General features: G+C 64.5%; 22 protein-coding genes. 7 read left to right on the forward strand and 15 right to left on the reverse strand.

The features are described 5' to 3' along the window. Positions 1–32: 32 nt before the first annotated feature. Both ACVIIV_RS08955 and ACVIIV_RS08960 read right to left on the reverse strand, forming a co-directional pair. Positions 33–758, reverse strand: a complete 726-nt coding sequence (locus ACVIIV_RS08955) for a thermonuclease family protein (protein WP_456743856.1) — start codon at positions 756–758, stop codon at positions 33–35. A 312-nt stretch (positions 759–1,070) separates the two neighbouring features. Then, positions 1,071–2,798: a hypothetical protein gene (locus ACVIIV_RS08960; protein ID WP_456743857.1), complete on the reverse strand. Its 1,728-nt coding sequence runs from the start codon at positions 2,796–2,798 to the stop codon at positions 1,071–1,073. A 420-nt stretch (positions 2,799–3,218) separates the two neighbouring features. Between ACVIIV_RS08960 and ACVIIV_RS08965 the strand changes: the two genes are divergently transcribed. Continuing rightward, positions 3,219–4,067 (forward strand): caspase family protein, encoded by an 849-nt coding sequence (locus ACVIIV_RS08965; RefSeq protein WP_456743858.1) that lies wholly within the window; start codon positions 3,219–3,221, stop codon positions 4,065–4,067. 202 nt (positions 4,068–4,269) lie between these two features. Here ACVIIV_RS08965 and ACVIIV_RS08970 read toward each other — a convergent pair whose 3' ends face one another. From ACVIIV_RS08970 to ACVIIV_RS08985, 4 genes are all read right to left on the reverse strand, one after another. After that, positions 4,270–5,163, reverse strand: a complete 894-nt coding sequence (locus tag ACVIIV_RS08970) for an efflux RND transporter periplasmic adaptor subunit (RefSeq protein WP_456743859.1) — start codon at positions 5,161–5,163, stop codon at positions 4,270–4,272. Between the two features lie 190 nt (positions 5,164–5,353). Next, the gene (locus ACVIIV_RS08975; RefSeq protein WP_456743860.1) at positions 5,354–5,524 is read right to left on the reverse strand and encodes a hypothetical protein; all 171 of its coding nucleotides are present in this window, start codon (positions 5,522–5,524) and stop codon (positions 5,354–5,356) included. Positions 5,525–5,595: 71 nt separating this feature from the next. Beyond that, positions 5,596–6,738 (reverse strand): lactonase family protein, encoded by a 1,143-nt coding sequence (locus tag ACVIIV_RS08980; protein WP_456743861.1) that lies wholly within the window; start codon positions 6,736–6,738, stop codon positions 5,596–5,598. Positions 6,739–6,867: 129 nt separating this feature from the next. Continuing rightward, the gene (locus ACVIIV_RS08985) at positions 6,868–7,377 is read right to left on the reverse strand and encodes a hypothetical protein (protein WP_456743862.1); all 510 of its coding nucleotides are present in this window, start codon (positions 7,375–7,377) and stop codon (positions 6,868–6,870) included. Between the two features lie 56 nt (positions 7,378–7,433). Here ACVIIV_RS08985 and ACVIIV_RS08990 point away from each other — a divergent pair, with 56 nt between their 5' ends. After that, a complete protein-coding gene (locus tag ACVIIV_RS08990; protein ID WP_456743863.1) occupies positions 7,434–7,556 on the forward strand; it encodes a hypothetical protein in 123 nt (40 codons plus the stop codon). Between the two features lie 105 nt (positions 7,557–7,661). Here ACVIIV_RS08990 and ACVIIV_RS08995 read toward each other — a convergent pair whose 3' ends face one another. Further along, positions 7,662–8,708 carry a GlxA family transcriptional regulator gene (locus tag ACVIIV_RS08995; protein WP_456743864.1) on the reverse strand — a complete coding sequence of 349 codons (1,047 nt, stop codon included), beginning with the start codon at positions 8,706–8,708 and terminating at the stop codon, positions 7,662–7,664. Positions 8,709–8,844: 136 nt separating this feature from the next. Here ACVIIV_RS08995 and ACVIIV_RS09000 point away from each other — a divergent pair, with 136 nt between their 5' ends. Both ACVIIV_RS09000 and ACVIIV_RS09005 read left to right on the forward strand, forming a co-directional pair. Beyond that, on the forward strand, positions 8,845–9,891 hold the full coding sequence (locus tag ACVIIV_RS09000; RefSeq protein ID WP_456743865.1) for a class I SAM-dependent methyltransferase: 1,047 nt from the start codon (positions 8,845–8,847) through the stop codon (positions 9,889–9,891). Positions 9,892–9,972: 81 nt separating this feature from the next. Beyond that, a complete protein-coding gene (locus ACVIIV_RS09005; protein WP_456743866.1) occupies positions 9,973–10,110 on the forward strand; it encodes a hypothetical protein in 138 nt (45 codons plus the stop codon). 79 nt (positions 10,111–10,189) lie between these two features. Here ACVIIV_RS09005 and ACVIIV_RS09010 read toward each other — a convergent pair whose 3' ends face one another. Continuing rightward, entirely contained in the window at positions 10,190–10,336 is a 147-nt protein-coding gene (locus ACVIIV_RS09010) for a hypothetical protein (RefSeq protein WP_456743867.1), read from the reverse strand. Between the two features lie 109 nt (positions 10,337–10,445). Then, complete coding sequence (locus tag ACVIIV_RS09015) at positions 10,446–10,805, reverse strand: hypothetical protein (RefSeq protein ID WP_456743868.1); 360 nt, start codon at positions 10,803–10,805, stop codon at positions 10,446–10,448. 286 nt (positions 10,806–11,091) lie between these two features. Here ACVIIV_RS09015 and ACVIIV_RS09020 point away from each other — a divergent pair, with 286 nt between their 5' ends. Beyond that, a complete protein-coding gene (locus ACVIIV_RS09020; protein WP_456743869.1) occupies positions 11,092–11,496 on the forward strand; it encodes an MAPEG family protein in 405 nt (134 codons plus the stop codon). A gap of 167 nt (positions 11,497–11,663) precedes the next feature. Here ACVIIV_RS09020 and ACVIIV_RS09025 read toward each other — a convergent pair whose 3' ends face one another. Further along, the gene (locus tag ACVIIV_RS09025; protein WP_456743870.1) at positions 11,664–12,275 is read right to left on the reverse strand and encodes a hypothetical protein; all 612 of its coding nucleotides are present in this window, start codon (positions 12,273–12,275) and stop codon (positions 11,664–11,666) included. 175 nt (positions 12,276–12,450) lie between these two features. Here ACVIIV_RS09025 and ACVIIV_RS09030 point away from each other — a divergent pair, with 175 nt between their 5' ends. Then, on the forward strand, positions 12,451–13,485 hold the full coding sequence (locus tag ACVIIV_RS09030) for a LysM peptidoglycan-binding domain-containing protein (protein WP_456743871.1): 1,035 nt from the start codon (positions 12,451–12,453) through the stop codon (positions 13,483–13,485). A 157-nt stretch (positions 13,486–13,642) separates the two neighbouring features. Further along, positions 13,643–14,947 (forward strand): Spy/CpxP family protein refolding chaperone, encoded by a 1,305-nt coding sequence (locus tag ACVIIV_RS09035; RefSeq protein ID WP_456743872.1) that lies wholly within the window; start codon positions 13,643–13,645, stop codon positions 14,945–14,947. 101 nt (positions 14,948–15,048) lie between these two features. Here the strand turns inward: ACVIIV_RS09035 and ACVIIV_RS09040 are convergent, their stop codons facing one another. The 5 genes from ACVIIV_RS09040 to ACVIIV_RS09060 all read right to left on the reverse strand — a co-directional run bounded on the left by ACVIIV_RS09040 (position 15,049) and on the right by ACVIIV_RS09060 (position 24,594). Further along, entirely contained in the window at positions 15,049–15,357 is a 309-nt protein-coding gene (locus tag ACVIIV_RS09040) for a HigA family addiction module antitoxin (protein ID WP_247550462.1), read from the reverse strand. A 78-nt stretch (positions 15,358–15,435) separates the two neighbouring features. Further along, complete coding sequence (locus ACVIIV_RS09045; protein ID WP_456743873.1) at positions 15,436–18,591, reverse strand: type I restriction endonuclease subunit R; 3,156 nt, start codon at positions 18,589–18,591, stop codon at positions 15,436–15,438. A gap of 238 nt (positions 18,592–18,829) precedes the next feature. After that, the gene (locus ACVIIV_RS09050; protein WP_456743874.1) at positions 18,830–20,080 is read right to left on the reverse strand and encodes a hypothetical protein; all 1,251 of its coding nucleotides are present in this window, start codon (positions 20,078–20,080) and stop codon (positions 18,830–18,832) included. After that, positions 20,073–21,647 carry a class I SAM-dependent DNA methyltransferase gene (locus ACVIIV_RS09055; protein ID WP_456743875.1) on the reverse strand — a complete coding sequence of 525 codons (1,575 nt, stop codon included), beginning with the start codon at positions 21,645–21,647 and terminating at the stop codon, positions 20,073–20,075. The genes ACVIIV_RS09050 and ACVIIV_RS09055 overlap by 8 nt, the downstream gene beginning before the upstream one ends. A gap of 499 nt (positions 21,648–22,146) precedes the next feature. After that, positions 22,147–24,594: an adenylate/guanylate cyclase domain-containing protein gene (locus tag ACVIIV_RS09060; protein WP_456743876.1), complete on the reverse strand. Its 2,448-nt coding sequence runs from the start codon at positions 24,592–24,594 to the stop codon at positions 22,147–22,149. Positions 24,595–24,696 lie beyond the last annotated feature (102 nt).

Genomic DNA, 24,696 nt, shown 5'->3' on the forward strand with positions numbered 1-24,696 from the left:
AGAAAAGCGCGCAAAACGCAGGTCTGGGGCTCTTATCTCTTGGTCTCCCGGCAACCGGCCGCTTCGGCCTCTTCGACCGAGCAGAACCAGCGCGTGCCCTTGCTGATCTTCATCTTGATCTGGGTGTACCAGCGGCTGGTCGGCTGGTGATAGATGCATTCGCCGGCGCTGTTGACGTTGCCCTTGATGGTGCAGTCCGGCGACGGCGCCACCGGCCCCGAGGCCGAGGCGAGCAGCACCGCATGCGCCCCATCAGGCGGCTTGGTGGCGCCGAGGATGACGGTCTTCTTGTTGCGGACCCGCCAGTCCCAGGGCGCGATGAAGGCGCCCTGCCACATCCCGGCCTTGGCATCGCGCGCGGCCTTTTCATCCAGCTCATAGTCGCGGGACATGTGGGTGTAGGCCAGTGCCCAGCCGCTGCGCACCAGCCATTTCTGGATGTCCTCGCCGCCGACCTCGCAGCGCGCCACGGTGCGGCCGCGCCGGTCGATCGATCTCGTGTGGCAGACCCAGGTCTTGCCCTCGGCGAATTTGGCGAGCTCGTCGCGGGCCGCGACGCCGCAGGTCCAGCGCTCGCTCTTGGTGTTGAGACAGAGCTGGTCGATCGCGGGCGCGTCGATACCGCCGAGCCGGATGCGCGTGTTGCCGATGACGACGGCGTCGCCGGCGCGGACCTTTGCCGTGCCGGTGATGTCGGCAGCATCAGCCAGCGAAGGGATGGCGAACAAGGACAGCGCAATCAGGACTTTTCGCAACATGCCGGTCCAGTTGTAATGACAATCTCGATAAGCCGCGCAATTGTGGTCGGCTTTTGGCCGCACGGCCAGCGCATGCCGAACAGATGGGCTTTCAACTTCCCGTCATTGCGCGATGGCCTCTCGGCTCGTGTCCCGGACGCGGTGCGGCGTGCAACGCCGCTCCGCAGAGCCGGGACCCAGAAATTCACAGACACATCTCGCGGAGGTATGGGCCCCGGCTCTGCAGCGCACCGCCGAAGAGGCGCTGCCATAGCGCGTCAAAGACGCGCGTAGACGCGCTGATGGCGTCCGGGGCACGGATACAGTGTGCCCTCACCCCCGCGCCATCACCCGCTTCGCCACCGCCAGCCCCATCAGCACGAAGGCCGACGTCACCTCCGGTCCGCCAACGAGAATCCGCGTCGGCGTCTTCATCTTGTTCCATTCATAGGCGCGGAACGGGCCGCGGCGGCCGCCTTCGCCAAGCCCAGCGATGATGACGTTCAAGGCCGGCGCAAAGGCACGCGGGTCGGCGCCGAGATGGCCGAGCGCGATCAGCGCCAGCGCAGCGTCGAACACGTTCATCTCCGCGGCCATCAGCTCGCCCTTGACGTAGGACAGCACGCGGTGGCGGATGAAATCGAAATCGCCGTCGGGGTCGATCGCCGCTTGCGCCGCCAGCGGCAGCGCGAGGAACGCGGCATAGCAGCGGCCGAAATAGGCGCTGTAGAGCTCCGGCAGGTAATAGATGTGCGAGCGCGGATTGGCGAAGGCGCCGCTGGCCGCCAGGCGCTTCTGGAAGCCGATGATCCGGTGCACGGTGGCGAGCCGCGCCGGCGTCTCCAGAATCTTCCAGCGTGCCAGGTTGCGAAAGCTGACCTCGAGAATGTCGAGATTGAGCGTGGGATCGAGATCGTTGCCGTAAGGGCGTTCGCCTGCGAGATTGTCGATCCAGGTCGCAACCCCGCCTTCATAGTCGATATTGTCGTTGAGCGGCACGGTCACGCGCGGCGCGTTGACGCCGGCGCGCACCTGATAGCCCGAGTAGAAATCCAATAGCGGCTGGTCGATGATGGGATCGGTGCAGCCGGCCTGCGTCGCTGCCGAGATCGAGCAGGCCGTGGTGTCGCAATCCGGCACGTAGATTCCGAAGCCGAGATCCTGCTTGATCTGCGCGAAGTAGCGGGAGAACCGTGGATGCGGCGCTGGCGCGAGTGCGGTGATGACGTTGAAGCGCGCGCCGCCCAAGCCCTCGACCTCCTCGCGGCTGATATTGACGCAGAAATCGACCATGTCGGCGATCGCGCGCTCCGCCGCGGTCTTGTCGGCCGGCGAGGCGAGCCCGGTCTCGACATAGCTCAGCAGTGCCTCGATGAAGAACGCATCGTAATAGGCCGAGCGATGGCGGATCTGCACCGGCTCCCACATCGGCTCGGCAATGCCTTTCCAGGGCGGATTGACCACGGCGCGCGCGGGTGAGCGCGCGATGAAGACGCGGGCGAGGTTGAACAGCAGCGAGGAGTTCTTGTAGCCGCGCGCGTTCAGCCCCGTCAGCGCCATGATCAGCTCACGTCCGCGGAAATCGGGATCCCCAATCAGGTTGAAGGCGGCATAGGTCGGCAGGAAGCCGTTGCGGCGGTACGAGCCGAGCAGATGCTGCGCGCAGTCGCGGATCGCGCCGTCGATCTGCGCGCTCTGCGGCAGGGCGGCGGTGAACGGCACGGGCGGCGGCTTGGGATGATCGAGCGCGATGCTGTCGACGAGATCGGCGATCGGCCGCCCCACCGCCGCCCAGTCGGGCTCGACCTCGTCGCGGGCGTGGGTGAGCGCCTCGCGCAGCCGGGTCAGCCTGGCCTCGTCGCGCAGCTCGGGCAGGCCGGCGCGGCGGAGCAGTATCCGCAGCGCGGGATTGCCGAGTGCGGTCTTGTAGAATTTGGCCAGATGCGGATCGCCGCTGGCCGTGTCAGACAATACGGGATCGCAGACGTCGTAAAGCGTGGGGCCGTCCTTCCGCGCCGTCAGCGCCCGGCAGGCGGCGCCGGCAAAATAATGAAAGCTCATGAAATACCTGGTTGCGGGGGCCTTGGTCGGGGACGGCCGGCACGCTCCCATCTGCGCGCCACCCCCTGCAAGTCGTTGAAAAGGCTACCCGGATTCGCAGGAAATACAAATGTGATGGAGGTCACGGAAAAAGCCGGCACGAGGGCTGCATGATCGTCCCCGGAGGGCTACGGGGGAACCAAGGATGCGGTATCCTGCCTCGGAGAATTAATCAACATATTCAGCTACTTAGTTCAAATTTTGGGCAATCTATTGCCCCAGGGCCTATATCCGGTTAAGGGTTTGTTTGGTGCGGCGCCGCAAATTGCGCGCAATTCGGGGGCACTTCCCCGGCCAATCCCTCAAACCTAAAGACGCTATCGCGCTACTCAAACAGTGTGCGCGCGCGTGGCTGGTCTTTGGCACAGGAAACGAACCGAGATGAATGTAAAGCAGCTCGACCTTTCCAGACGTACGATCGCCCTCGCCGCAGCCCTCATCGGCACGGTGTCGCTCGTGATCGGCGCCCATGCTGCTCTCAACATGCGTGCGATCGATGCCGCCAAGGCTGTGACGACCGAACAGATCACCGGTTCGATCGGCCAGACCTCGCGCCTCGCGCTCGTCATCGGCAATGGACATTATCCCGACGCCAACGCGCCGCTGGCGCAGTCGATCAACGACGCCCGTGCGCTGTCCTCGTCGCTGCGCAAGAACGGCTTTGACGTCGACATGGTGGAAGACGCGACCAAGGACGACATGGTCCGCGCCGTCAACCGCCTGAAGTCCCGGATCAAGCGCGACAGCGTCGTCATGCTGTTCTTCGGCGGCTACGGCGTGCAGGCCGGTCGCGAGAGCTACATGCTGCCGGTCGATGCCGTGATCTGGAAGGAAAGCGACGTCCGTCGCCATGGCATCTCCATCGACGGCGTGCTCGACATGATGAAGGAGCAGGGGGCCAAGGCCAAGCTGGTCGTGGTCGACGCCTCCCGCCGCAATCCCTACGAGCGCCGCTTCCGCTCCTACAGCCACGGTCTCGCGCCGATCAGCGCGTCCGACAATGCACTGATCCTCACCTCCGCCTCGCCCGGCAAGGTCGTCGACGACGGCAAGGGCGAGCACAGCGTGCTGGTCAGCGAGTTCCTCAACAATCTCAGCAAGCCGGGCAGCGCCGAGAGCGTCTTCAACAAGACCCGCCTCGCCATCTCCCGCGCCAGCGAAGGCGACCAGGTCCCGACCGTGTCGTCATCGTTGCTCGAAGACGTCCATTTCGGCGAAGCCGGCGGCTAGTTTCTGCTAGACTCTTACGAAGTCTCGTGCCCCGGACGCGGCGCATCATGCAATGATGCGACGCTGAGCCGGGGCCTAGTTTTCTGGGGCACACTGTACCTGCATCGTCATTGCGAGCGCAGCGAAGCAATCCAGAATCTTTCCGCGGAAAGACTCTGGATTGCTTCGTCGCAAGAGCTCCTCGCAATGACGATCGTGGCCGCTACTTCGCCGCTTCCGCGCTCGCCATCGCCGGACGCACCGGATCGCCTTCGCGCAGCAATGCGCCGGCGCGGGCGACGACGACATCGCCTTCGTTCAGGCCATCGCGGACCTCGATATTGCCGCCCGACATCAAGCCGATCTCGACACGTTTGGTCTCGACGCGGTTGCGGCGGATCACCTGCACCACGGTGCCGGCGGATGAATACTGCACGGCGGTGAGCGGCACCGCGACGTTGCAGCTCTGCCCGGTCTTGATCAGCGCCCGCCCACTCGCGTTCAGCAGCAACCGCTTCTGCGAGGAGATGCCGATATAAACCATCCCCTGCTGGATGTTCGGCTCGACGGTCGGGCCGATGCGGCGCACCTTGCCGCTGATGTCGCCGGCGCCTGCGATCCGCACGGTGGCCTGCTGATTGACTGCGAGCTTGCGCACATCGGCGGTGGCCACGAGGCCGACGAGATCGTATTCGCTGCGCGCCACGATCGTGAACAGCGCCTCGCCCTTGGCCGAGGCGAAGTTGCCGATCTGCGCAGTCGAGGTCGCGATCACGCCCGCCACGGGCGCGGTGACCTGAAGCGTGCCGCCTTCGGGCAGCGCCAGCCGCGCCAGCACCTGGCCGGCGGTGGTGGTATCGCCCGCTTCCGCCAGCACGTCCGTGACCTTGAGGCCGGGACGCTCGGGCCGCACCGAGGTTTCCTCCCGCGCGATGATCGTGCCGGTGGCTTCGACGATGTCGGAGAAGCAGGATTTTGCGACTTTCAGCACCGTGACCGCCGGCCCCTTGGGCGCGTCGTCATCGGCGGCGCCGGCCGGACAGGGGCCGAGGACGAGCAGGCCGGCGACGGCTGCGGGACAGAGGTTTCGAACAACGGCGCGGGACAAATGACGCATCGGAAATTCCACAGGGGCTATGCCTCCAATCGATAGCAGATGGCCGCCGCCCGCACCACGGCCGCGTGGTCCCAAGCCAGGATGCCGCGCCGCCGCAGCCAGTCGCGGCAAGTCTTTGATTAGTCGCGGGATTGGAGAACAGGTTCGCTCCGAAGACGTCACGGCGCAGGCCGCAGGCCGGCGTCAACCGTCAGGCGCGTCGATCACCCAGCAGCTTGCCGGTGGCCCGATCGATCAGATGCAGCCGCGTGCAGGCCGGGCAGGACACGGACACGTGGGTGCGATCAGCCGGCTCGTCGGCAAGCCGATGCTGCACGTTCAGGCCGGTCTGAGGGCACTTGAAGACAATCTGTCGGTCCATGGCCGAAGATATGACGCCAGCCGGGACTTACGAAATTACGGATGTTTACGTAGGTCCGTCGCCGCAGCCCCTCACGGCAGGCTCAGGAATTCGACCCAGTTCGGCTTCTTGCCGGTGGGGTAGGATTTCAGCCTGGCCAGCGCGCCGCTGGTCTGGTCGATGGCATAGAGCGTCATGCTGTCCGAGACCTCGCCGACCGCGGCGAGGTAGCGCCCGGAAGGATCGATCTGGAAGCCGCGCGGCTGCTTCTCGGTCGGCACGCTGCCGATCGTGGTCAGCTTGCCGCTTGATCCATCGACCTTGTAGGCGATGAGCGTGCTGGTGGTGCGCTCGGAGGCGTAGAGGAAGCGGCCGTCCGGAGTGATGTGGATGTCGGCGGCCCAAGCCTTCTTATCAGACTCTTTTCCGGAAAATCCTTCCGGCAGCGCGGTGGTGCGCTGGATCTCGTCCCACGCGCCGCTCCTGGCTTCATAGGTGAATACCGCGACGTCGCCGTTCAGCTCGTGGAGGAGATAGACGAACTTGCCGCCCGGATGAAACACGAAGTGCCGCGGCCCCGATTTTTCCGGCACCTTGTGGGCCGGCGGATCGCTCGGCGTGAGCGTACCGGCCGCGGCATCGAACGCGAAGCTCATGATCTGATCCGAGCCGAGATTGGTCGCGAACACGAAGCGGTTATCGGGTGAGGGCAGGAAGGCGTGGGCATTCAGCCCGGTCGGGATCACCTGCTTGGGCTCGCCGACCACGCCGTTGGCAAGCAGCGGATTCAGCGCGACCTTGTTGCCGCCATAGGAGGCGCTGAACAGGAACTTGCCGCTGCGGTCGATGGCGATATTGGCCATGCTGTCCGCGAGCGGTCCGTTGCCGAGATGGCTGAGCTGGCCGGTCTTGGGATCGATCGCAAAGCTCACCGCGAGGTATGGCTGCGAACGGATGCCGGCAATCATCACGCGGTGGTCGGGCGTGATTGCGAGCGGCGTCGAGGAGCCGGGCTTTTCGACGCCCTTGAAGGCGGCCGTCTGCACGAGCGTCATCTCGCCGCTCTCGGCCATCTTGAACACGCTGATGTCGTTGCTGTCGGCGTTGCCGACATAGGCGAAGGTTTCGGCCATGCCGGCACGGACTCCAGAAATGAGAATGAGAGAAGCGAACAGGGTGATGGCGATCGCAGCGCGTGGCGCGCAAGATGCGATGCGTCGGGTCGGACTCAACATGGGCTCCTCCTGAAAGCCGGGTCGCGGCCATTGTCGTTTTGCGGGCGAGGATAGCGGGAGGCGCGCCGCCGCACCAAATTCCAATTGGGATCGATCGATACCGAAATCGTATCGGTTGCAGGATAGCGGTTAACGCACCGCCGCCGTGCGGGAGGGCAGATGCGGGCCGGAGGGGCGGTCCGGCGGCCCGAGCATGGTCCACAGGGTGACCGCAACCAGGGTGGACGTCATGATGGTCCAGATGATGAGTCGTTTTTGCATCAGGCCAATCCGTCGGTAGAAATCGCGACGCACCGGGGCGCGCCAGCCATCGTGCACTGCAAAGATGGGCGGTTCTATGAGCCCGTTCACAGTGCGAAAACGGCCGATGCTGTTGCGAACCAATGCGGTGCGAACGCATTGACCGGCATGCCCCGCGAAAACGATCTCGAAGGTAAGCCCGACATGGGCGGCAAGCATGGCGGTCAGGCAGGGCAGCCAAAGCTTCCGCCGCGCCCGCGCGAGGGCGAGCGCGACGAGGACGTCGTGGCAAAGCGCCACACCGGCCAAACCGATCGAGCGCCGCCGCCGACCAAACACAAATAGCGCCTTGCGCGCCCGCGCGCTGTCGAGGCGAGACTCGCGCCGGAACGGCGGCATCGTTACGCCGTTAGCTTGGTGCGGCGGGCGTGAGAGATGGAAAGGGAGGCTGGCTCGTGTTTTGGATCTATTGGGACACCGCCTGGTCACTGATCATCAGCGGCATCATGGTCGCCACCATCGTCAGCCACCCCGACGCCGAATTCGCCGAAGTGCAGGCGGCGCGACGATCGACGTGAGCTTCCCGAGTTCGCGGGTTTGCCCCTGTTTTACAGAGGTCCTGAGCGGACGAATGCGGAGAGCAGCCCGTCGGGACTGCCCGCCAACCGTGATCCCTGTTGCCGTCAGCCGGCAGCCCGCCGCGGCCTGACCGATGTGCCGGAGGCCGGGGGCCGCGCTCCCGTGACGTAGTCGGGAAGCTGGAACTTGCGTCGGTAATCCTTCGGTGACACGCCGGCCTGCTTTCGAAACAAGCGGCGGAAGGACGCCACGTCCTCGTATCCGACCTCGCGGCAGATATCCTCGATGGCCGTTTCCGTCGTCTCGAGCAGTTGCTTGGCTTCCTCGATGCGCAGCGTCTGCACATAGGCGAGCGGCGAATAGCCGGTCGCTGCCCGGAAGCGGCGATCGAATGAGCGCTTCGGCAATCCGGAGTGATGCACCAGCGCCGCAATGAGGTCCTGCCGCTGGTAGTTCTGCGCGATGTAGTCCTGGCACTTCCTGATCACGCCGTCGCCGTGATCCACGTTCTGCACCATCGAGGCGAACGGCAATTGTCCTTCGCGATGCCACTGGTAGAGAAAGAGTTTCGAGATGCGAATTGCCTCCTCCGTACCGCCGTATTTCGCGACGATCAGCAGCGCGAGATCCTGCCAGGATGATGCACCGCCCCCGCAGACGAGATTGTGACCGGGCCCGTTCTGCACCAGCACGCGCTCCATGCGGAGCTTGACCTTGGGGAAATGCTTTCGAAACACCGGCTCGTAAACCCAGTGCGTGGTAGCCTCGTATCCGTCGAGCAGGCCGGCTTCGGCGAGCACGAGAGACCCACCGCAGGATCCGTACAGCTGCGCGCCCGCTTCGTGCATCCGCCTGATCCATGCGATGAGCCGGCGATCGAGCACGGCGGTGCCCGTCTCTGCCGTGACAATCACATTCGGTACGAACACGATGTCGGTCGCTTCAACCTGATCGACCAAGTCCTGCGGCAGGATGCTGACCCCGGTGATCAGCGTGATCGGGCCAGGTTCGGCGCCAACCAGCCGCGGTTCGAACAGGCCTTCCGGCGTGCCGCCCTTGACGCCGTCCCACATCCGTCCCGCGCCCCACAGCGTGTCGAATACGCCGTAGATGATCGACGGATCGCATTCGGCGAACACGGGAATACTCACGCGTACACGTCCACGTGACATTCTGCAGCCTCTGGCTCGATTGGCTCGAAACTGACTATTCTGCCTCTCCATCCGCGAGTCCAGACATCCTATGTCGCACCCCAGCGGCGCATCTCGGCGCCCTGAGGAGCCAGACATGAACTTGGATGAGAGAAAGCTCGAGCAGCTGCTTGGACTGGTCGTCAACGAACTCGGCGCTGCCTCCAATGCGGCGCTTGTCGTCCTCGGCGATCGACTGGGATTGTTCCGCGCGCTGGCCGACAGCCCGATGACGTCAGCCGAACTGGCCAGGCGAACGGGGACTCACGAACGCTACGTTCGCGAATGGCTGTCCTCACAGGCGGCCTCTGGCTTCGTGAGCTTTGATGCGACGAAGGACACGTTCAGCATGACACCGGAGCAGAAGGCCGTATTCGCCGATGAGAACAGCCCAGTCGCGATGGTTGGCGGCTTCAGCCTGCTGCCGGCGGTCTATCACGACGAGCCGCGACTGGCCGAGGCGTTCAAGACCGGCAAGGGCCTGCGCTGGAGCGATCATTGCAATTGCATGTCCTGCGGCGTCGACCGCTTCTTCCGGCCCGGCTATCGCGCGCATCTGATCGCCGAATGGCTGCCTGCGCTCGACGGCGTCGTCGAGAAGCTGGAGCGAGGTGCCAAGGTCGCAGACGTCGGTTGCGGCCACGGCTATTCGACCCGGCTGATGGCCGAAGCATTCCCGAACTCGGACTTCACCGGCATCGACTACGACGAGGCCTCGATCGACTGCGCACGGGCCGAGATCTCCGGCGCGCGCAATCTGCGGTACGAGGTCGCAAAGGCCCAGGATTTCGCGGGATCTGGCTTCGATCTCGTGACGATGTTCGATGCGCTGCACGACATGGGCGACCCCGTCGGCGCCGCCCGCCACGTTCGTGCCGCGCTGAAGCAGGACGGCACGCTGATGCTGGTCGAGCCGGCGGCGGGCGACAGCCTGGCCGACAATCTCAATCCGGTCGGGCGGGTCTATTACGCCGGCTCCACCCACATCTGCCTTCCGACGTCGCTGAGCCAGAACGTCGGTCTGGGACTAGGAGCGCAGGCCGGTGAAAAGCGCATCGCGCAGGTGTTGCGGCAAGGCGGCTTCTCGCAGATCGGCAAGGCTGCCGCCTCGCCCTTCAACATGATCCTGGAGGCGCGGCCATGAGGGTCACGCACATCCCTGCGCGAGGCGCATCAGCGCGATCGCGGTCCAGCCGCACGCTGCGGACGCGAGGCGAGAACGGCCGTGATTGACATCATCTCCCACCTCCTTCTCGCCCGTGCCTCGCTGGTGGCCGGCCTGTCCCGCCTGTCCTGGAGGCGGCTGGCTGCGCTCGGCCGCCGCAGATGGCGCGCGTTCTGGACGGTCACGGCGGGGGCGTGAATGACGCCGATGCTAGGCCACCACCGCCTGCGCCGGGAGACAAGCCCGGGCATGGCGGCCTCGCGTCAACGATGAAGCCTCACCGCCTGATCTCCCATCGCAGCTCGACACGGTAGAGATAGAGGTCCTGCTCGCCGGAGCCGGTCTTCTGCATCCGCACCAGCCATTGCGAGTCGTCGGTGAAACGGAAGCCCGCCGGGGTCTGCTCCGGCTTCAGCTCGGTCATCTCTTCGCCGTGCCGAGCCCAGGCCTGCCACTTGACGCCGAATTCGCCGAAGTGCAGGCGGCGCGACGATCGATGTGAGCTTCCCGATCCCGCAAGAACTCGTCCCGGTTCACGTCATGCTGCCGGGCATGAAGCAGCGGATCATCGGACGGCCGTTGACGTAATAAGGCCAGACCATGGTGCGCCCGGCGCGGTTGGGCTCGGTGATGACAGTGTCGTCTGGCACCTCGATCCAGTTGCCGAGGAGCCGCACCCGGTAATGTCCGTCCCGCGTCTCCCAGTCGACGTCGGCGAGCGCAGTGCCATCGGCATCGGCACAACATGGACCGCCGCCCTTGCTGTGCAGGCTCTCGAACCAGCCCTTGAGCGGGGAGTTTGCGTACCGCCCGTCGTCGCGGGCCTCCGCGGAGAGCCCGATGATGGCAGCAACCGCGATGAGAAGGATCATTCTGAAAGCCAGGATCGCCATGTCACCTCGCTCGTTTCACGCACGCGCACGCCACCGCGCGGGCGAAAAGTCGCCTGCGATGCGCGTGATGCAATGTTGACTGGTACCCGCCGGCCGGAGTTCCCGGCCGTCTCAGCGAGGCGATAACCGCGAGACGCGAGGTTTGATCCTATTTTCGCGAAGGCGGTCGGGTGTCATGTGCAAGGTCAGCAAATGAAACCGAAGCGCACAGGCGAGGGGGCCTGTTTGTCTGGTTCGGAAGATCGGCTACAGCTGAACAAAGGGCAGGAATGACTTGGGAGCGGACATGTCCAATACGGGCTATGCACTGGCAGGCTTCGTCTCGTGGGCGCTCCTTCTGCTGGTCGTGATGGAGGCCATCCGAACGTATCTCGTGGTGACTGGACAGGTTGCGGCCAACGCCTTCGCACCAGACAACTCCGGACTATCGCCCTTCATGCAGCGTCTCGCACGGGCTCACGCGAATTGCGTCGAAGGCCTGCCGATTTTCGGCGGCTTGTTGGCGATCGCGATCATGGTATCGAGAACAGATGTTACGGACCCTCTGGCGTTTTGGTTTCTTGGTGCAAGGATTGTGCAGTCGATCATCCATCTCGCGTCGAACAGTCCGACGGCAGTAAGGCTCCGCTTCACCGCGTTCGCGGTCCAGATGGCGATTGGCATCTACTGGTCATGGAAGCTGATGGTCTAAGGACTGCTGCGAGTCACCAGTGCCGTCTCTGCTGTGATGCAGGAGTCCGAGTCGGCGGATTCGATGCCGCGGCTCGAAGCGACACTCACCGCTTGATCTCCCAGGTCAGCGCTTCCGCATTGCTCTTGGCGAATATCCTGGGCACGTCGAACTTGCCGGTCTTGAGGTCATAGCGGCAATTTCCAATCCGCCAATCCCTTGACGGCGACGTTCTTCGGATGCTTGTCCATTTCGCCGGACAGCGAGATCAGGAGGTAGCGGTTGTTGGGCCAGTCGACGCCGAGCCAGCGATAAGCATCTTCGGTGCCCTTCATCAGATTGGCCGAGATGTGGTAGTCGAGCTTCATGTTCTTCGTGTCGGGCCTGCTGTGAAAATAGGCCCAGGCGAGATCGCTGAGCGATTTCTTCGTCGCGTTGACGAAGGTGCCTTTCTCGGCCCGGTAGAGCAAGAGGTCCTGCGAGCCCGAGCCGGTCTTCTGCATCCGCACCAGCCATTGCGAGTCGGCCGTGAAACGGAACCCGGCCGGATAGTCCTGCTCCGGCTTGAGCTCGGTCATCTCTTCGCCGTGGCGGGCCCAGACCTGCCACTTGATGTCGAAGTCCTCGCCCTCCTTCATGTACTGCTCGAGCTTGGTGGCGCCGTCGGGCGAGGTGAAGGCGAGATCGGCATCGTCGGAAAGAGTGAAGCCGGGCGGCGGACCGGAGGCGGCCAATGCGGGCGAGGCGGCGGCCGTCAGGACAAGCGCCAGCCATCGCGCGGCACGGGAAAATACGGTCACGACAAGAATTCCCTTGAAGAAACGCCGCGAGGCGGCCTTGATCCTTGGACACCCGCATGGTCGCTCCGGTTCATCCGCGCGCGCGAGGCATAATCCCTTCGACCGTCTTGCTGCCGCAGCCAAATCGGCGCACTTTGCCGACCTCGGCTGATTTGCCACCCAAGGTCCTTTTCTGATGATGACCGCATCCAAGGCCTTCATTGCCTTCTGTCTGCTCGCGCTGGTCGGCACCGCGCTGGTGATCGGCCCGACCGAGCTGCGCCGCCTGCTGCCGGACGGAACGAAGACCGCCGTCGCCGCCAAGCCCGAGGCCAAGGTCGAACCCAAAGTTGAGGCCAAGGTCGAGCCCAAAGTCGAAGAGCCCAAACCAGAGCTCAAGCCGGAACAGCCAAAGCTTGCCGCGAGCGCGCCGCCTGCACCGGCCTCCGAGCCGAAGGCGGGCGCGCTGGCCGAGACCCAGAAGCAGGTGGCCGCGCTCGGCGATCTCGCGCCGGTCAAGCCGCCGCCGGCGGTTGCCGATAGCGGCCCCCGGTTCGACGTCGCCCGCATCGACGATCATGGCGAGGCGGCGGTGATCGCGGGCCGCGCCACGCCGGGTGCAAGGGTCGAGCTGCTGCGCGACGGCAAGCCGCTCGATGCCGTGGTCGCGGATGCCTCGGGCCAGTTCGTGATGACCCCGCCGCAGCTTCCTGCCGGCTCTTATGAGCTGTCGCTCCGGGCCAAGGCACCGGACGGCACCGTGACGGAGTCCGGCCGGACCATGCCGGTCACCATCGCCGAGGCGGCGCCGCCGCCCGCGCGGCCCGCGCCAGTCACGAAGCAGGAGACGAAGCAAACCGAGAAGCCCGACGACAAGCCGGATGTCGTGGCCGCGCTGCCATCGGCCTCGCCGCGCCTGGCGTCAGGGCCCGACAGGCCAGCGGCCCGGCCGAGATTGATCGGCGCGCCGAAGCCCAAGGCCCTCGCGCATGCGCCGGCGCCCACCACGGTCGCATCGGCCTCGCCGGCGGACGTGCTCACCACCGCACCGGCGGAAGCGGGCGGCAGCCGGGTCATTAGCCGCGGCGACAGCCTGTGGGCGCTCAGCCGGCTCGCTTACGGCGACGGCGCCCGTTACGGGGTGATCTTCAAAGCCAACCGCGACAAGATCCACAATCCGAACCTGATCTATCCCGGGCAGACTTTCGTGATGCCGCAAAAGGCGGAGTGACACCGCATCGGGATGGCCGGCGAGCATTGCGACGCATTGTCCTGTGTCTCTCCGGAACAATCGGTTCCCTCGCGCGTCATTGTGATGCGGCGCATTGCGCGCATGGCGCGGGAGGGAGGACCAATACGTGGCCGGATCGGCGGTCAGGTCAGCGATCTTGTCGGGACGCTTGGGCCTGGCGCTGGCCGGCGCGGCTCTCGTGATTGCGGCAGTGCTGCTGCCTGAGAGAGCCGAGGCGCAGTTTGGCTTGCGCGGCGGTCCGCTTGGGGTTGCGCGTTTCGCCGTCGGCCACATGATGGGCCTGTCGCGGCTGCGCCATTCCCGCATGGCCGTGCGCGGTGGCCGCTACCGCTCCGCTGCGCTGAGGTCGCAAGACCCGCGCGGGGCGGAGCGCGGCCAGCTATCCAACCCTTACGTCCTGCGTGCGGCCCTCACGGCGCAGGCTGCGCTGGCGGGGTGGCAAGGCGGTCGCCGCCCGCAGGGCTGGTGGCGCCATCCCGACGGTAGCTACGGCTGGACCGGCCCGGTGTTCTGGCCGTTCGCGCATGACGATCTCACCACCGCGATCATCTTCGGCGATGCGACCAGCATCTCGCTGTACGGCTACGGCGACATCTATGCCGCACTGTTCACGCCCTACGCCGCCACCGAGCTCGCCGCCTACACCGTGCCGCAAGGCCGGCGCGCGCGAAAAATCCCGTCCGCGGAGACGCTCTGCGAGGCCAGCGACACCGGCGGCCTGCCGGTCGACCGCATCGCGAGCGCTGTTCAGCCGAACGAGCTGCAGCGCACCGCGCTCGACGAGCTCGCATCCGCCTGGAATTCCGCGCGCGACGCCATCCACACCGCCTGCCCGGCGCAGGCCCCCGCCAATGCGTCGGAGCGCCTCGGCCTGATGCGCGAGCGTCTCGAGGCCATGATCAAGGCGACGGACGCAATCGAAGCGCCGCTTTCGAAATTCGTCGGCTTGCTCAATGACGACCAGAAAGCCAGGCTCAACGCCCTCGCCAATGAGCGTCGCGCCGCGCTGGCGTCCCACCGGCCCAAGGAGTCGATCAAGGACGGGAGTAAGGACGCGGCCAAGGACGCGCAGGCGGCCAAAGCCTGCCAGCCCGACTACGATCCCCGCTACGACGAAAACGCGCAGCGCCAATACGAGCAGCTCATGCAGCAGCAATGGCCCGCCGCCGACATCGCCTCCACGCTCCAGCTCGACGAGACAGCCCGCGCCCGCTTCGAGGTGCTCCAGGACACCACGCTCCGCACCATGCAGACGCTCAGCGCCTGCCCGACAGAGGCCGCCGCAACCCCGCAGGCCCGCCTCGCCGCCGTGAAGACGCGGCTGGCGACGATGCTGGAAGCGGTGAGCGGTGTCACTGATGCGCTCGACGATTTCCAGGCGGATCTGAGCGACGAGCAGAAGGCGGGGTTCGAGGCGCTTGGGCCGAAGCGGGGGGTGTGATCACCCGCACGCCCAGTCGAACTTCATGTCCTTGAAGTCGAGCTGCGCGTTGCCGCCGCCAAATCACCGCGCCCGCCGTAAAGTTGTGCCTTCGGTGCGCGTCACGCCGCCGATGTCAGCGGTCGCGCCCGTTCGATCCGCTTGCGATCGCGCGCTGAGTGCATCGCCTCCCACAAATCGGTTCGCCGCTGCACGTTCAGCCAGAAATCCGGGCTGTTGCCGAACACGCGGGCCAGAATCAGCGCGGTGGCCGCGGTGACGTTGCGGCGGTCGTTGCAGAGTTCGTTGACGTGCTTGCGCTGCACCCCCATGGCTTCGGCCAACGCGCCCTGGGTCAGGCCCATCGGCTTCATGAATTCCTCGGTGAGGATTTCGCCGACCGTGGCCGGCTTGCGCTTCGTCATCAGCATGGGTCACCTGTAGCTGTGGTCGTCCAGATAGAGGTCGGTCGGCCTCGCCGCGCAGCTATCTGCCTGAGGCCAGCCGCCCTAAGCGGCAGCCCATCCCTCTGAAAGCGCCTCGGCCTGCTCGAGTACCGTTTGGGTTGCCTTTTCCTGGAGGTCGGGCGGATAGCCGTATTTGCGAAGAATACGTTTTACCAGCACGCGAAGATGAGCGCGGACGTTCTCACGGACGGTCCAGTCGATCGTGACGTTGGCGCGAACCGTGGCGACGAGCTCGCGGGCAATTGTGCGTAGTGCCTCGTCCCCCAGAACCTTCACCGCGCTGTCGTTCGTTTCGAGCGCATCGTAGAAGGCAACTTCATCATCGCTCAGTCCGAGGTCTTCGCCCCGCTGCGCAGCCTGGCGCATGTCCTTGGCGAGCTGGATGAGCTCCTCGACAACTTTGGCGGTTTCGATTGCGCGGTTCTGGTAACGGCGGAGCGCCTGCTCCAACATCTCGGAGAAGGTCCGCGATTGCACGACGTTGCGACGGGAGCGAATCTTGATCTCGCCCTTGAGCAATTTCTGCAACAGCTCGACGGCGAGATTGCGTTGCGGCATGCCGCGGACCTCGGCCAGGAATTCGTCCGACAGAATCGAGATATCCGGTTTCTTCAACCCCGCGGCGGCGAAGATATCGACCACCTCATCCGACATCATGGCCTTGGAGACGATCTGTCGGATGGCGTGATCGAGGTCTTCATTGGTCCTGCGTTCGCCGGGCTCGTTCTTGGCAAGTACGGCCCTCACCGCCTGGAAGAAACCGACGTCGTCGCGGATGCGCAGCGCCTCGGCGTGCGGCACGGCCAAGGCAAAGGCCTTCGACAGTTCGGTGACCGCCTGCATCAGACGGCTCTTGCCATCCTCCTGCGCGAGGATGTGCTCTTGGGCCTGGGGCAACAGCGAGACTTTCTGACCCGCCGTTCCGGTCAGCCAATGCGACCAGTCGAAACCGTGGAATAGGCCGCGGCAGACCTCGTATTTCTCCAGCATCGCGGCAACCGCTTCGGCCTGATCCAGTGCCGTCCGACCGGTGCCTCCGGCATCCGTGTAGGTGACGAGCGCTTGCCGCAACTCGTCGGCAAGGCCGAGATAGTCGACGACCAATCCGCCCGGCTTGTCCTTGAACACGCGATTGACCCGAGCGATCGCCTGCATCAGCCCGTGCCCGCGCATCGGCTTGTCGAGATACATGGTGGAAAGGCTCGGCGCGTCGAAGCCGGTCAGCCACATGTCGCGGACGATCACGATCTTGAACGGGTCCTTGGCATCGCGGAACCGCTCCGCCATATCCTCCCGTCGCGACTTGCTGCGGATGTGCGGTTGCCACTCCAGCGGATCGGACGCCGAGCCCGTCATGATGATCTTGAGGAGGCCCTTGTCATCATCCGCGCTGTGCCAGCCCGGCCGCAGCTTGGTGATCTCGTTGTAAAGCGCGACCGCAATGCGGCGGCTCATCACGACGACCATCGCCTTGCCGTCCATGGCGGTAAGCCGGTTCTCGAAATGCTCGACGAGGTCGCGTGCGACGAGCGTGACCCGGTTGTCGGAGCCGACCACCGCTTCGAGCTGGGCCCATTTGCTCTTCAGCCTTTCCTTGCGTTCGACCTCCTCGCCCTCGGTCGCTTCCTCGAATTCCGTATCGATGTTCGGCCGCTCGGCGGCTTTCAGCTCCAGCTTGGCGAGCCGACTCTCATAGTAGATCGGCACCGTGGCGCCGTCGATCACCGCGCGCTGGATGTCATAAACGCTGATATAGTCGCCGAAAACGGCGCGCGTGTTGGCGTCGGTCTGCTCGATCGGCGTCCCCGTGAAGCCGATGAAGGAGGCGCGGGGCAGCGCGTCGCGCATGTGGCGCGCGAAGCCGTCGATGAAATCGTACTGGCTGCGATGCGCCTCGTCGGCGATGACGATGATGTTTCGCCGCTCTGAGAGGACCGGATGGCGGTCGCCGCGCTCCTCGGGAAAGAACTTCTGGATGGTGGTGAACACCACGCCGCCGCCCGCCACCGACAGCTTGGTGCGCAGATCGGCACGGTCTTCGGCCTGAACCGGTGGCTGTCGTAGCAGGTCACGACAGCGCGCGAAGGTGCCGAACAATTGGTCGTCGAGGTCGTTGCGGTCGGTCAGCACCACGATGGTCGGATTTTCCATCTCGGGTGCGAGGATCACCCGGCCGGCATAGAAAGCCATGGTCAGGCTCTTGCCGGAACCTTGCGTGTGCCAGACGACGCCGACACGTCGGTCACCGTCCTCGCCGCCCGCCATCGGCCCCGCGTCATAGCGGCCGTCGCTCTCGGTAAAGCCTTGCGACTTGTGCCAGTTCGTAGACGGAAGCGCCGCACGCAAGGTCTCTTCCAGGGCCACGTTGACGGCATGGAACTGGTGATAGCCCGCCATCTTCTTGACCAGCTTGCCGCCGTCCAGCGCCTCGAACACGACGAAATATCGGATGAGGTCGAGGAAGCGCCGCTGGTCGAACACGCCCTCCAGCACCACCTGCAATTCTGCGAGCTTGATTGCTTCGTCGCGCCCGGTGATGGTGCGCCAGGGCTTGAACCATTCGCGTCCAGCGCCGATCGAGCCGATCCGCGCCTGTGCGCCATCAGAGGCGACGAGCGCGACATTGGTTGCGAACAGCGCCGGAATTTGCGCCTGATAGGTCTGGAGCTGGCGGAACGCTGCCCAGACGTCGGCGCCCTCGTCGGCAGCGTTCTTCAGCTCGATCACGGCGAGCGGGAGGCCGTTGACGAAGAGAACGACGTCGGGCCGGCGAAGGTGCTGCCCGTCAGTCACCGTGAACTGATTGACGGCGAGCCAGTCGTTCTCTGCGGGATCGTCGAAGTCGATCAGGCGCGCCTGCGCGCCGCCAATCGAGCCGTCCTTGCGCCGAAACTCGACATTGATGCCGTCGATCAGCATCCGGTGAACGGCGCGATTGCGCTCGATCAGCGACGGCGCATCGAGCCGCGCCAGTTTGCGGTGGGCGTCCTCCAGCGCTTCGGGCGGCAGGTCGGGATTGAGCCGGGCCAGCGCCGCGCGCAATCGCGCGTCCAAAATCACGTCGCGGTAGCCGGATGCGTCGCGCTCGGCAGCCGCTCCGCCCTCGGCGATGTCAGGGCCGTGCAGCACGGCATAGCCAAGACGTGCTAGCCAATCGAGAGCGGCTTCTTCGACGACTGACTCGGTGAAGGCGCTCATGGATGAGCCCTCAGTGTGGCTGGCCCTTTCGGCCGAAGCTGTAAGAAATCCTTACAGGTTGCGCCCTCGTCCAGCCGCGCGAAAGCAGTTGTCAAGGATTCCTTGACAACTGCTTCTTGCCGAAATGGCCTCTGCATCAGGGGCAACCAGGCCGTGCCATCCACCGCCCGCAGCCGGATCGTGTCGCGCCCATCCTCGGTGAGGTAGAGCATTAACTCGCCGCGGGACGGGACGTCGTTCATGCAACCGCCTCGACGATCTTCTCGGCGGCCTTCACTCGCAGCTCGCCAGAGATGAGCTTAGGGAGGAGCGTGTCGCGGAGGGCCGCGAGGGTTTGTGACTGCCTTTCGTTTGCCTCTTGTCGAAGCCAGTTTGCTTCTAGAACTCGCGTGAAAGCCTGCTGAACCTGAATAGGAGGGGCTACAACTGGAAGGCGATAGAAATCCTCGCGACTTGTAGACGGAATTGCGGAGCCGCTATCCATGCTATTGATGTCATTGCGTAGCAGCTCGTAGTAAGCCCATCGCATTTCCATTGGGCCTCGTGGCTCGACATAAAAGGCGGTGTCAATGACAAAGAAGGGCGTGCTGCAATAGTGTATCCCGCGGTATGCGCCTTTTCTTCCGATAATTATTCCAGGGTGACTGCAGAGAGGTTTGTCGTAGGTCCCAATCTTTCCGTTCGTACCAAAGACTGGATAGACAGAGGTGCTTCCGGAATAGCCGCTCAGGCTCTTCCCGTATTCTAGGCTCACCAGCTCGCCCCATACTGTGGATCGCCAACCGGTTGGAATGTTGCCTGCTACGCAGCGTTCAAAGCTGTTTGGGAAGACGTCTCTAGTCGGGGAGGCCGATGCGGCGCGGCGTTTCTCAATGCTCGCACGTACTGGATCGAAGTCAACGAACCAGGACTTGAAGATTGCTCGTGCGATTTCCTCAAGCGTTTCGTTCATTCGTCGGTTCAGCTCAATTCTCTCCTCGATTGCGTCGAGCAAAGCTGTGGCCCGTCTGCGCTCGACGGTTGGCGGAGGAACCGGATAGCTGAGAAAGTCTCGTCGACTGAGCGCAACAACGGCACTCCCCATCGCATGTCCCGCGCAATACTCTCGGTACTGAGGAGTACGGAGTATCCAATGTAGGTAGCTTACGTCTTTCGGGTTAGGGCTTCTGAAGACGAGCTTCACGGTATCCTGTGTGAGGCGCCCCGTGGGGACTGATGTTGGAACACGAGCAACGGACCCAATCATCTTCCCGTCTTTCGTTGCCCCTTTGAGGGACGCGTAAAGGTCACCCGGAAATAGCATTAACTCGGCAGGGCACTCGCCGCCGTATGTCTTGTAGTCCCCAATTCGGAAGCCCCCTCCTGGCTCTATTGAGCCGAGTCCGAGGAGCGCGGGGCCGGGTTGGCCGACAAGCGTGCCCTTGTACGTCGTCCCCCGAACGAGCGTTACATAGTCGCCGACTGATGCGTCATGATTGCTGCTAGCCATGCCCCAATTCCTTCAGATTTGAAGCTATGGCAGAATCGAGCTGCTTGCCCTCTTTCTGCTGCTCCCGCAGCGTCGCGGCGAGCCGCGCCATCTTCTCATCAAACGGTTCATTGTCCTCCTCCGCCGCCGCCGCTCCAACATAGCGACCAGGGGTGAGCACATGGCCGTGCTTGCGGATGTCGTCCAGCGTTGTCGCCTTGCAGAAGCCCTGCACGTCTGCGAACTCGCCGGCCTGCTTGTCTGCGCGCCACGCATGGTAGGTGTCGGCGATTTTTGCAATGTCATCGTCGGACAGCTCGCGATGGACGCGATCGATCAACGTGCCCATCTTCCTCGCATCGATGAATAGCGTCTCGCCGCGGCGGTCGCGGAAGCGGCCGTTCTTCTTGTTGCGGGCGAGAAACCAGAGGCAGACGGGAATTTGGGTCGAATAGAATAGCTGTCCCGGCAGTGCCACCATGCAATCGACGAGGTCCGCCTCGATGATCGCCTTTCGAATTTCTCCTTCGCCTGAAGTGTTCGACGACATCGAGCCGTTGGCGAGCACGAAGCCTGCGAGCCCAGTCGGGCTGAGATGATGGATGAAGTGCTGCACCCAGGCGAAGTTGGCATTACCGGCGGGCGGAGTGCCATAGGCCCAGCGCTTGTCGTCCTTCAAGAGGTCGCCGCGCCAATCCGAATCGTTGAACGGTGGATTGGCTAGCACGTAGTCGGCCTTGAGATCGGGATGGCGGTCGTTATGAAAGGTGTCACCGTGGGCGATCTGGGCATCGATGCCGCGGATCGCGAGGTTCATCTTGGCGAGCCGCCACGTGGTGTAGTTGGATTCTTGTCCGTAGATCGAAATGTCGCCGAGCTTGCCGGCGTGGGCTTCGATGAACTTCTCGCTCTGCACGAACATGCCGCCGGAGCCGCAGCAGGGGTCGTAGACGCGGCCCTTGTAGGGCGCCAGCATCTCGACCAGCACGCGCACGACATGGGACGGCGTGTAGAACTGGCCGCCGCTCTTGCCTTCGGCGCTCGCAAAGCGTGACAGGAAATACTCGTAGACGCGGCCGAGTGTGTCCTTTGAGCGATCGGCCGGCGCGCCCAGCGCGATGTCGCTGACGAGGTTGATGATCTGGCCGAGCCGCTGCTTGTCGAGGCCTGGCCGGGCGAAATCCTTCGGCAGCACGCTCTTGAGCGTGGTGTTGTCCCGCTCGATGGCGGTCATGGCATCGTCGACGAGCTGGCCGATCGTCGGCTGTGGCGCCATCGATTTGAGATAGCTCCAGCGTGCCTCCGGCGGCACCCAGAAGATGTTTTGGGCGCGATACTCGTCGGGATCTTCGGGGTCGGCGCCTTGCGCGCGCTGCGCGTCGAGTTCCGTGTGCTTGGCCTCGAAGGCGTCGGAGATGTATTTCAGGAAGATCAGCCCGAGCACGACATGCTTGTACTCGGCCGCATCCATATTGTTGCGCAAGGCGTCGGCAGCAGCCCAAAGCTTCGCCTCGAAGGCGCCATTGCCATTGGCTTCCGTGCTGCGATCGACTTTCGTCCCTCGGTTCTTCCCCGGACCTCTTGCCATCTCTTCCAGTCTTTTCCCGTCCAACGTGCGCTTAGTATTACGACACGGGGCAACGCTTGCGCATTAGCTTTTTTGCTTAGATCACAATAGGATGGCGATATATACAACACCCCAGCGGTATCCCGGGGATCGACGATGCGGATTTCCAAATGGCGCAAGAGCCTTGCTTTGCAGTTTCCCGGGAAGCTGCTTGAAAAGCTTGGCGTCGGCAACAGGAACGACAGAGCAGTCGCGCTCGGCCCGCACAGCGACGAGCAGTTCCTCTGCCAGCTTCGCGCGCTACAGAGGCCTCGGCCTAAAGACTTTGTTTGGAAGCGAGACAATGTCGGTGCGCGGTAACGTCTGCCTACCGTGTATTCGCTCCGATGATGCCATCCTACCCCTGTTTCGCCCGACAGTCAATCCAAATTTCGTAAAATCCGCATCTCCAGAAAAAGTCGCTGTGTTCTGAAAGCCTTCCCTACTGTGCATGGGGTTGTTTTCGCATTTTCGTTTGCGGCTACCCCCTTCGCCGCACCGCCGCCGCATCCACGACGTTCTCCACCTCCTCGCGCCAGCTCAGGATCTCCATCGCCAGCACGGGATGATTGAATCCCTTGAGCTGGAGATCGTCGAGGGCGCGGGCCTCGACCCAGGGCTCGACCATGCCGTAGACGCGGCGGCTCACCACGATCTGGCCCGCCTTGGCTTCGCCGCAGAGGCGGGAGGCGAGGTTGGTGACGCTGCCGATCGCGGCATATTCCAGCCGCTGCTCGAAGCCGACCTGGCCGAGCGTGGCATAGCCGAGCGCGATGCCGATGCCGAAGCCGAGGCTATGCCCGCGATTGCGCCAGCGCTCGGTCAAGGGGCCGATGGTGTCGCGCATCTCCACCGCCATCTTCACCGCGCGCTTGATGTGGTCCTCGAACTGGATCGGCGCGTTGAACAGGATCATCACGCCGTCGCCGGCATATTTGTCGAGCGTGCCCTCGTATTTGAAGATCAGCTTGCCGAGCGCTGCGTGATATTCGCGCAGCACGTTCATCGCCTCTTCCGGCTCGGTCGCCTCCGTAAACGCGGTAAAGCCGCGCAGGTCGCAGAACACGACCGTGACCTCGCGGCGCTGGCTGGTGAGCAGCCCTTCCGGGCTGTCGGAGGAGGCGATCAGCTGCGCCACCTGCGGTGCCAGGAACCGCTCGAGCTTGCGGATGCGCTCGATCTCGCCGAGCTGGGTCTTGACGCGCGCCTCCAGCGACTTGTTCCAGTCCTTGAGCTGCTCGGTCTGCATGCGCAGCTTGTCGGCCTGGGCGCGCACGGTCTCGTTCGCCGCCTCCAGCGCGTGGCTCTTGTGGTCGACCTCGGTGAACAGGTGCGCGTTGCGCATCGCCAGCACGGCCTGGTTGGCGAAGGTGCGCATCAGGCCGATGATGCTGGGCGCGAACGCGCCACCGGCGCGGCGCAGCACCACCAGCGAGCCCAGCGTGCCCTGCTGGTCGATCAGCGGCACCACCAGCACCGAGCTGAAGCCGGCGGCGAGCGCGACCTCGCGCAGCGGCTGCTCGGCGGCCTCGCCGAGATCGGCAAGCGCGATCGGCTCGCCGCTCGCGGCGGCATCGCTCAGGATGTTCTCGCCTTGCGCGATGGTGACATGCGCGCCGTCGGCGGATTTGTCGATGCCGTTGGCCTCGACCAGGTTGAAGCGGCGCGCCTCGGCGTCGAAGCCGTAGATCAGCACCGCGTCGGCGCGGGTGATCTCGATCGCGCGGGCGGCGATCGTCGCTAGCACCGCGTTGAGGTCGAGCGAGGAGGCCACCGCGCGGCCGACCTCCTCCAGCACCTTGAGCTCGTGGATCGACTGCGCGAGATCGCGGGTGCGCTCCTCGACCTTGGTCTCCAGGTTCGAATAGGTCTCCTGGATCTGGTCGGCCATGCGGTTGAACTGCCCGGCGAGGTCTTCCAGCTCGTCGGAGGTGTGCACGTCGATGCGGTGGCTGAAATCGCCTTCGCCGAGCCTGTAGGCGCCGTCGCGCAGCGCCGTGATCGGGATGATCATGCGGCGGGCCAGCAGCGTGCCGGCGAGGATCGCGACCAAGAGGCCCATGCCGATCAGCAGCGCGATGCGCACCAACTGGTCGCGGATCGGCATCAAGGCCTGCGTGGTCGGCTGCTCGAACAGCACGCTCCAGCCGAGCTTCGGCACGATGCTCGCCGCGCTCATCACCGCATGGCCGTTGAAGTCGGTGCCCGACGTGTCGGGCTCGTGGCCGGGCGCAATCGCGGCCGCAACCTGCGGCAGCTTGGAAAGGTCCTTGCCGATTTCGGGCCCCTTCGAGGACGTCGCCAGCACCCGGCCGCGTGGGTCGACGACATAAGCGAAGGCGGCTTTTCCGACCTGGGCGTCGGACAGGAAGTCGGAGAGGAAGCTGAGATCGATCTCGGCCACGGTGACGCCGGCATTGAAGCCGGAATGCGCCACCGAGATCGACATCAACGGCGTCCGGTCGGCGAACCAGGCCGGCGCATAGCTGACGCCGCGGGCGACGGCGTCGGTGAAGCGAACGTCGCGGGAGAGGTCGGCATTGCTGCCGGTCGTGGTCGACTGCCTGGAGACGCGCAGCACCTCGCGGCCGTCGCCGTTGAGCTGGAACAGCTGGTTGACGACCGAGACCTGGTGCAGCAGCGATGCGTAGTCGGCGCGGCGCTTCTCCAGCGTGTCCTGGCTGGCGCGCGTCACCCAGCTGATCTGGCGATCGAGCTCGGAAATCGACTGCTCGATGCGCCGGGCGGCTGCTTGCGCCTTGTCCTCCAGCCCGTCGGTCAACTGTGTCCTGGTGGCGCGGTAGGAGATCCAGGTCTCCATCGCGCCGTTGACGGCGAGGACGAACACGACGAGGCCGACGAGGGAGACGACGTATTTGGCGAACAGGCCCTCGCGCAGAGATCGTGTCTTGTCGTTCGCTCCTGCCATCCCGATCCTCTCGCGCCGTCATCGACGCCGGCGCTACGGGCCGTACAGCCCCTTCCCGGGCCGTTCTATCACAATTTGGGCCAAAGGGCCGTCGCGCGGCCG

The organism is Bradyrhizobium sp. USDA 4354 (genome assembly GCF_054060315.1).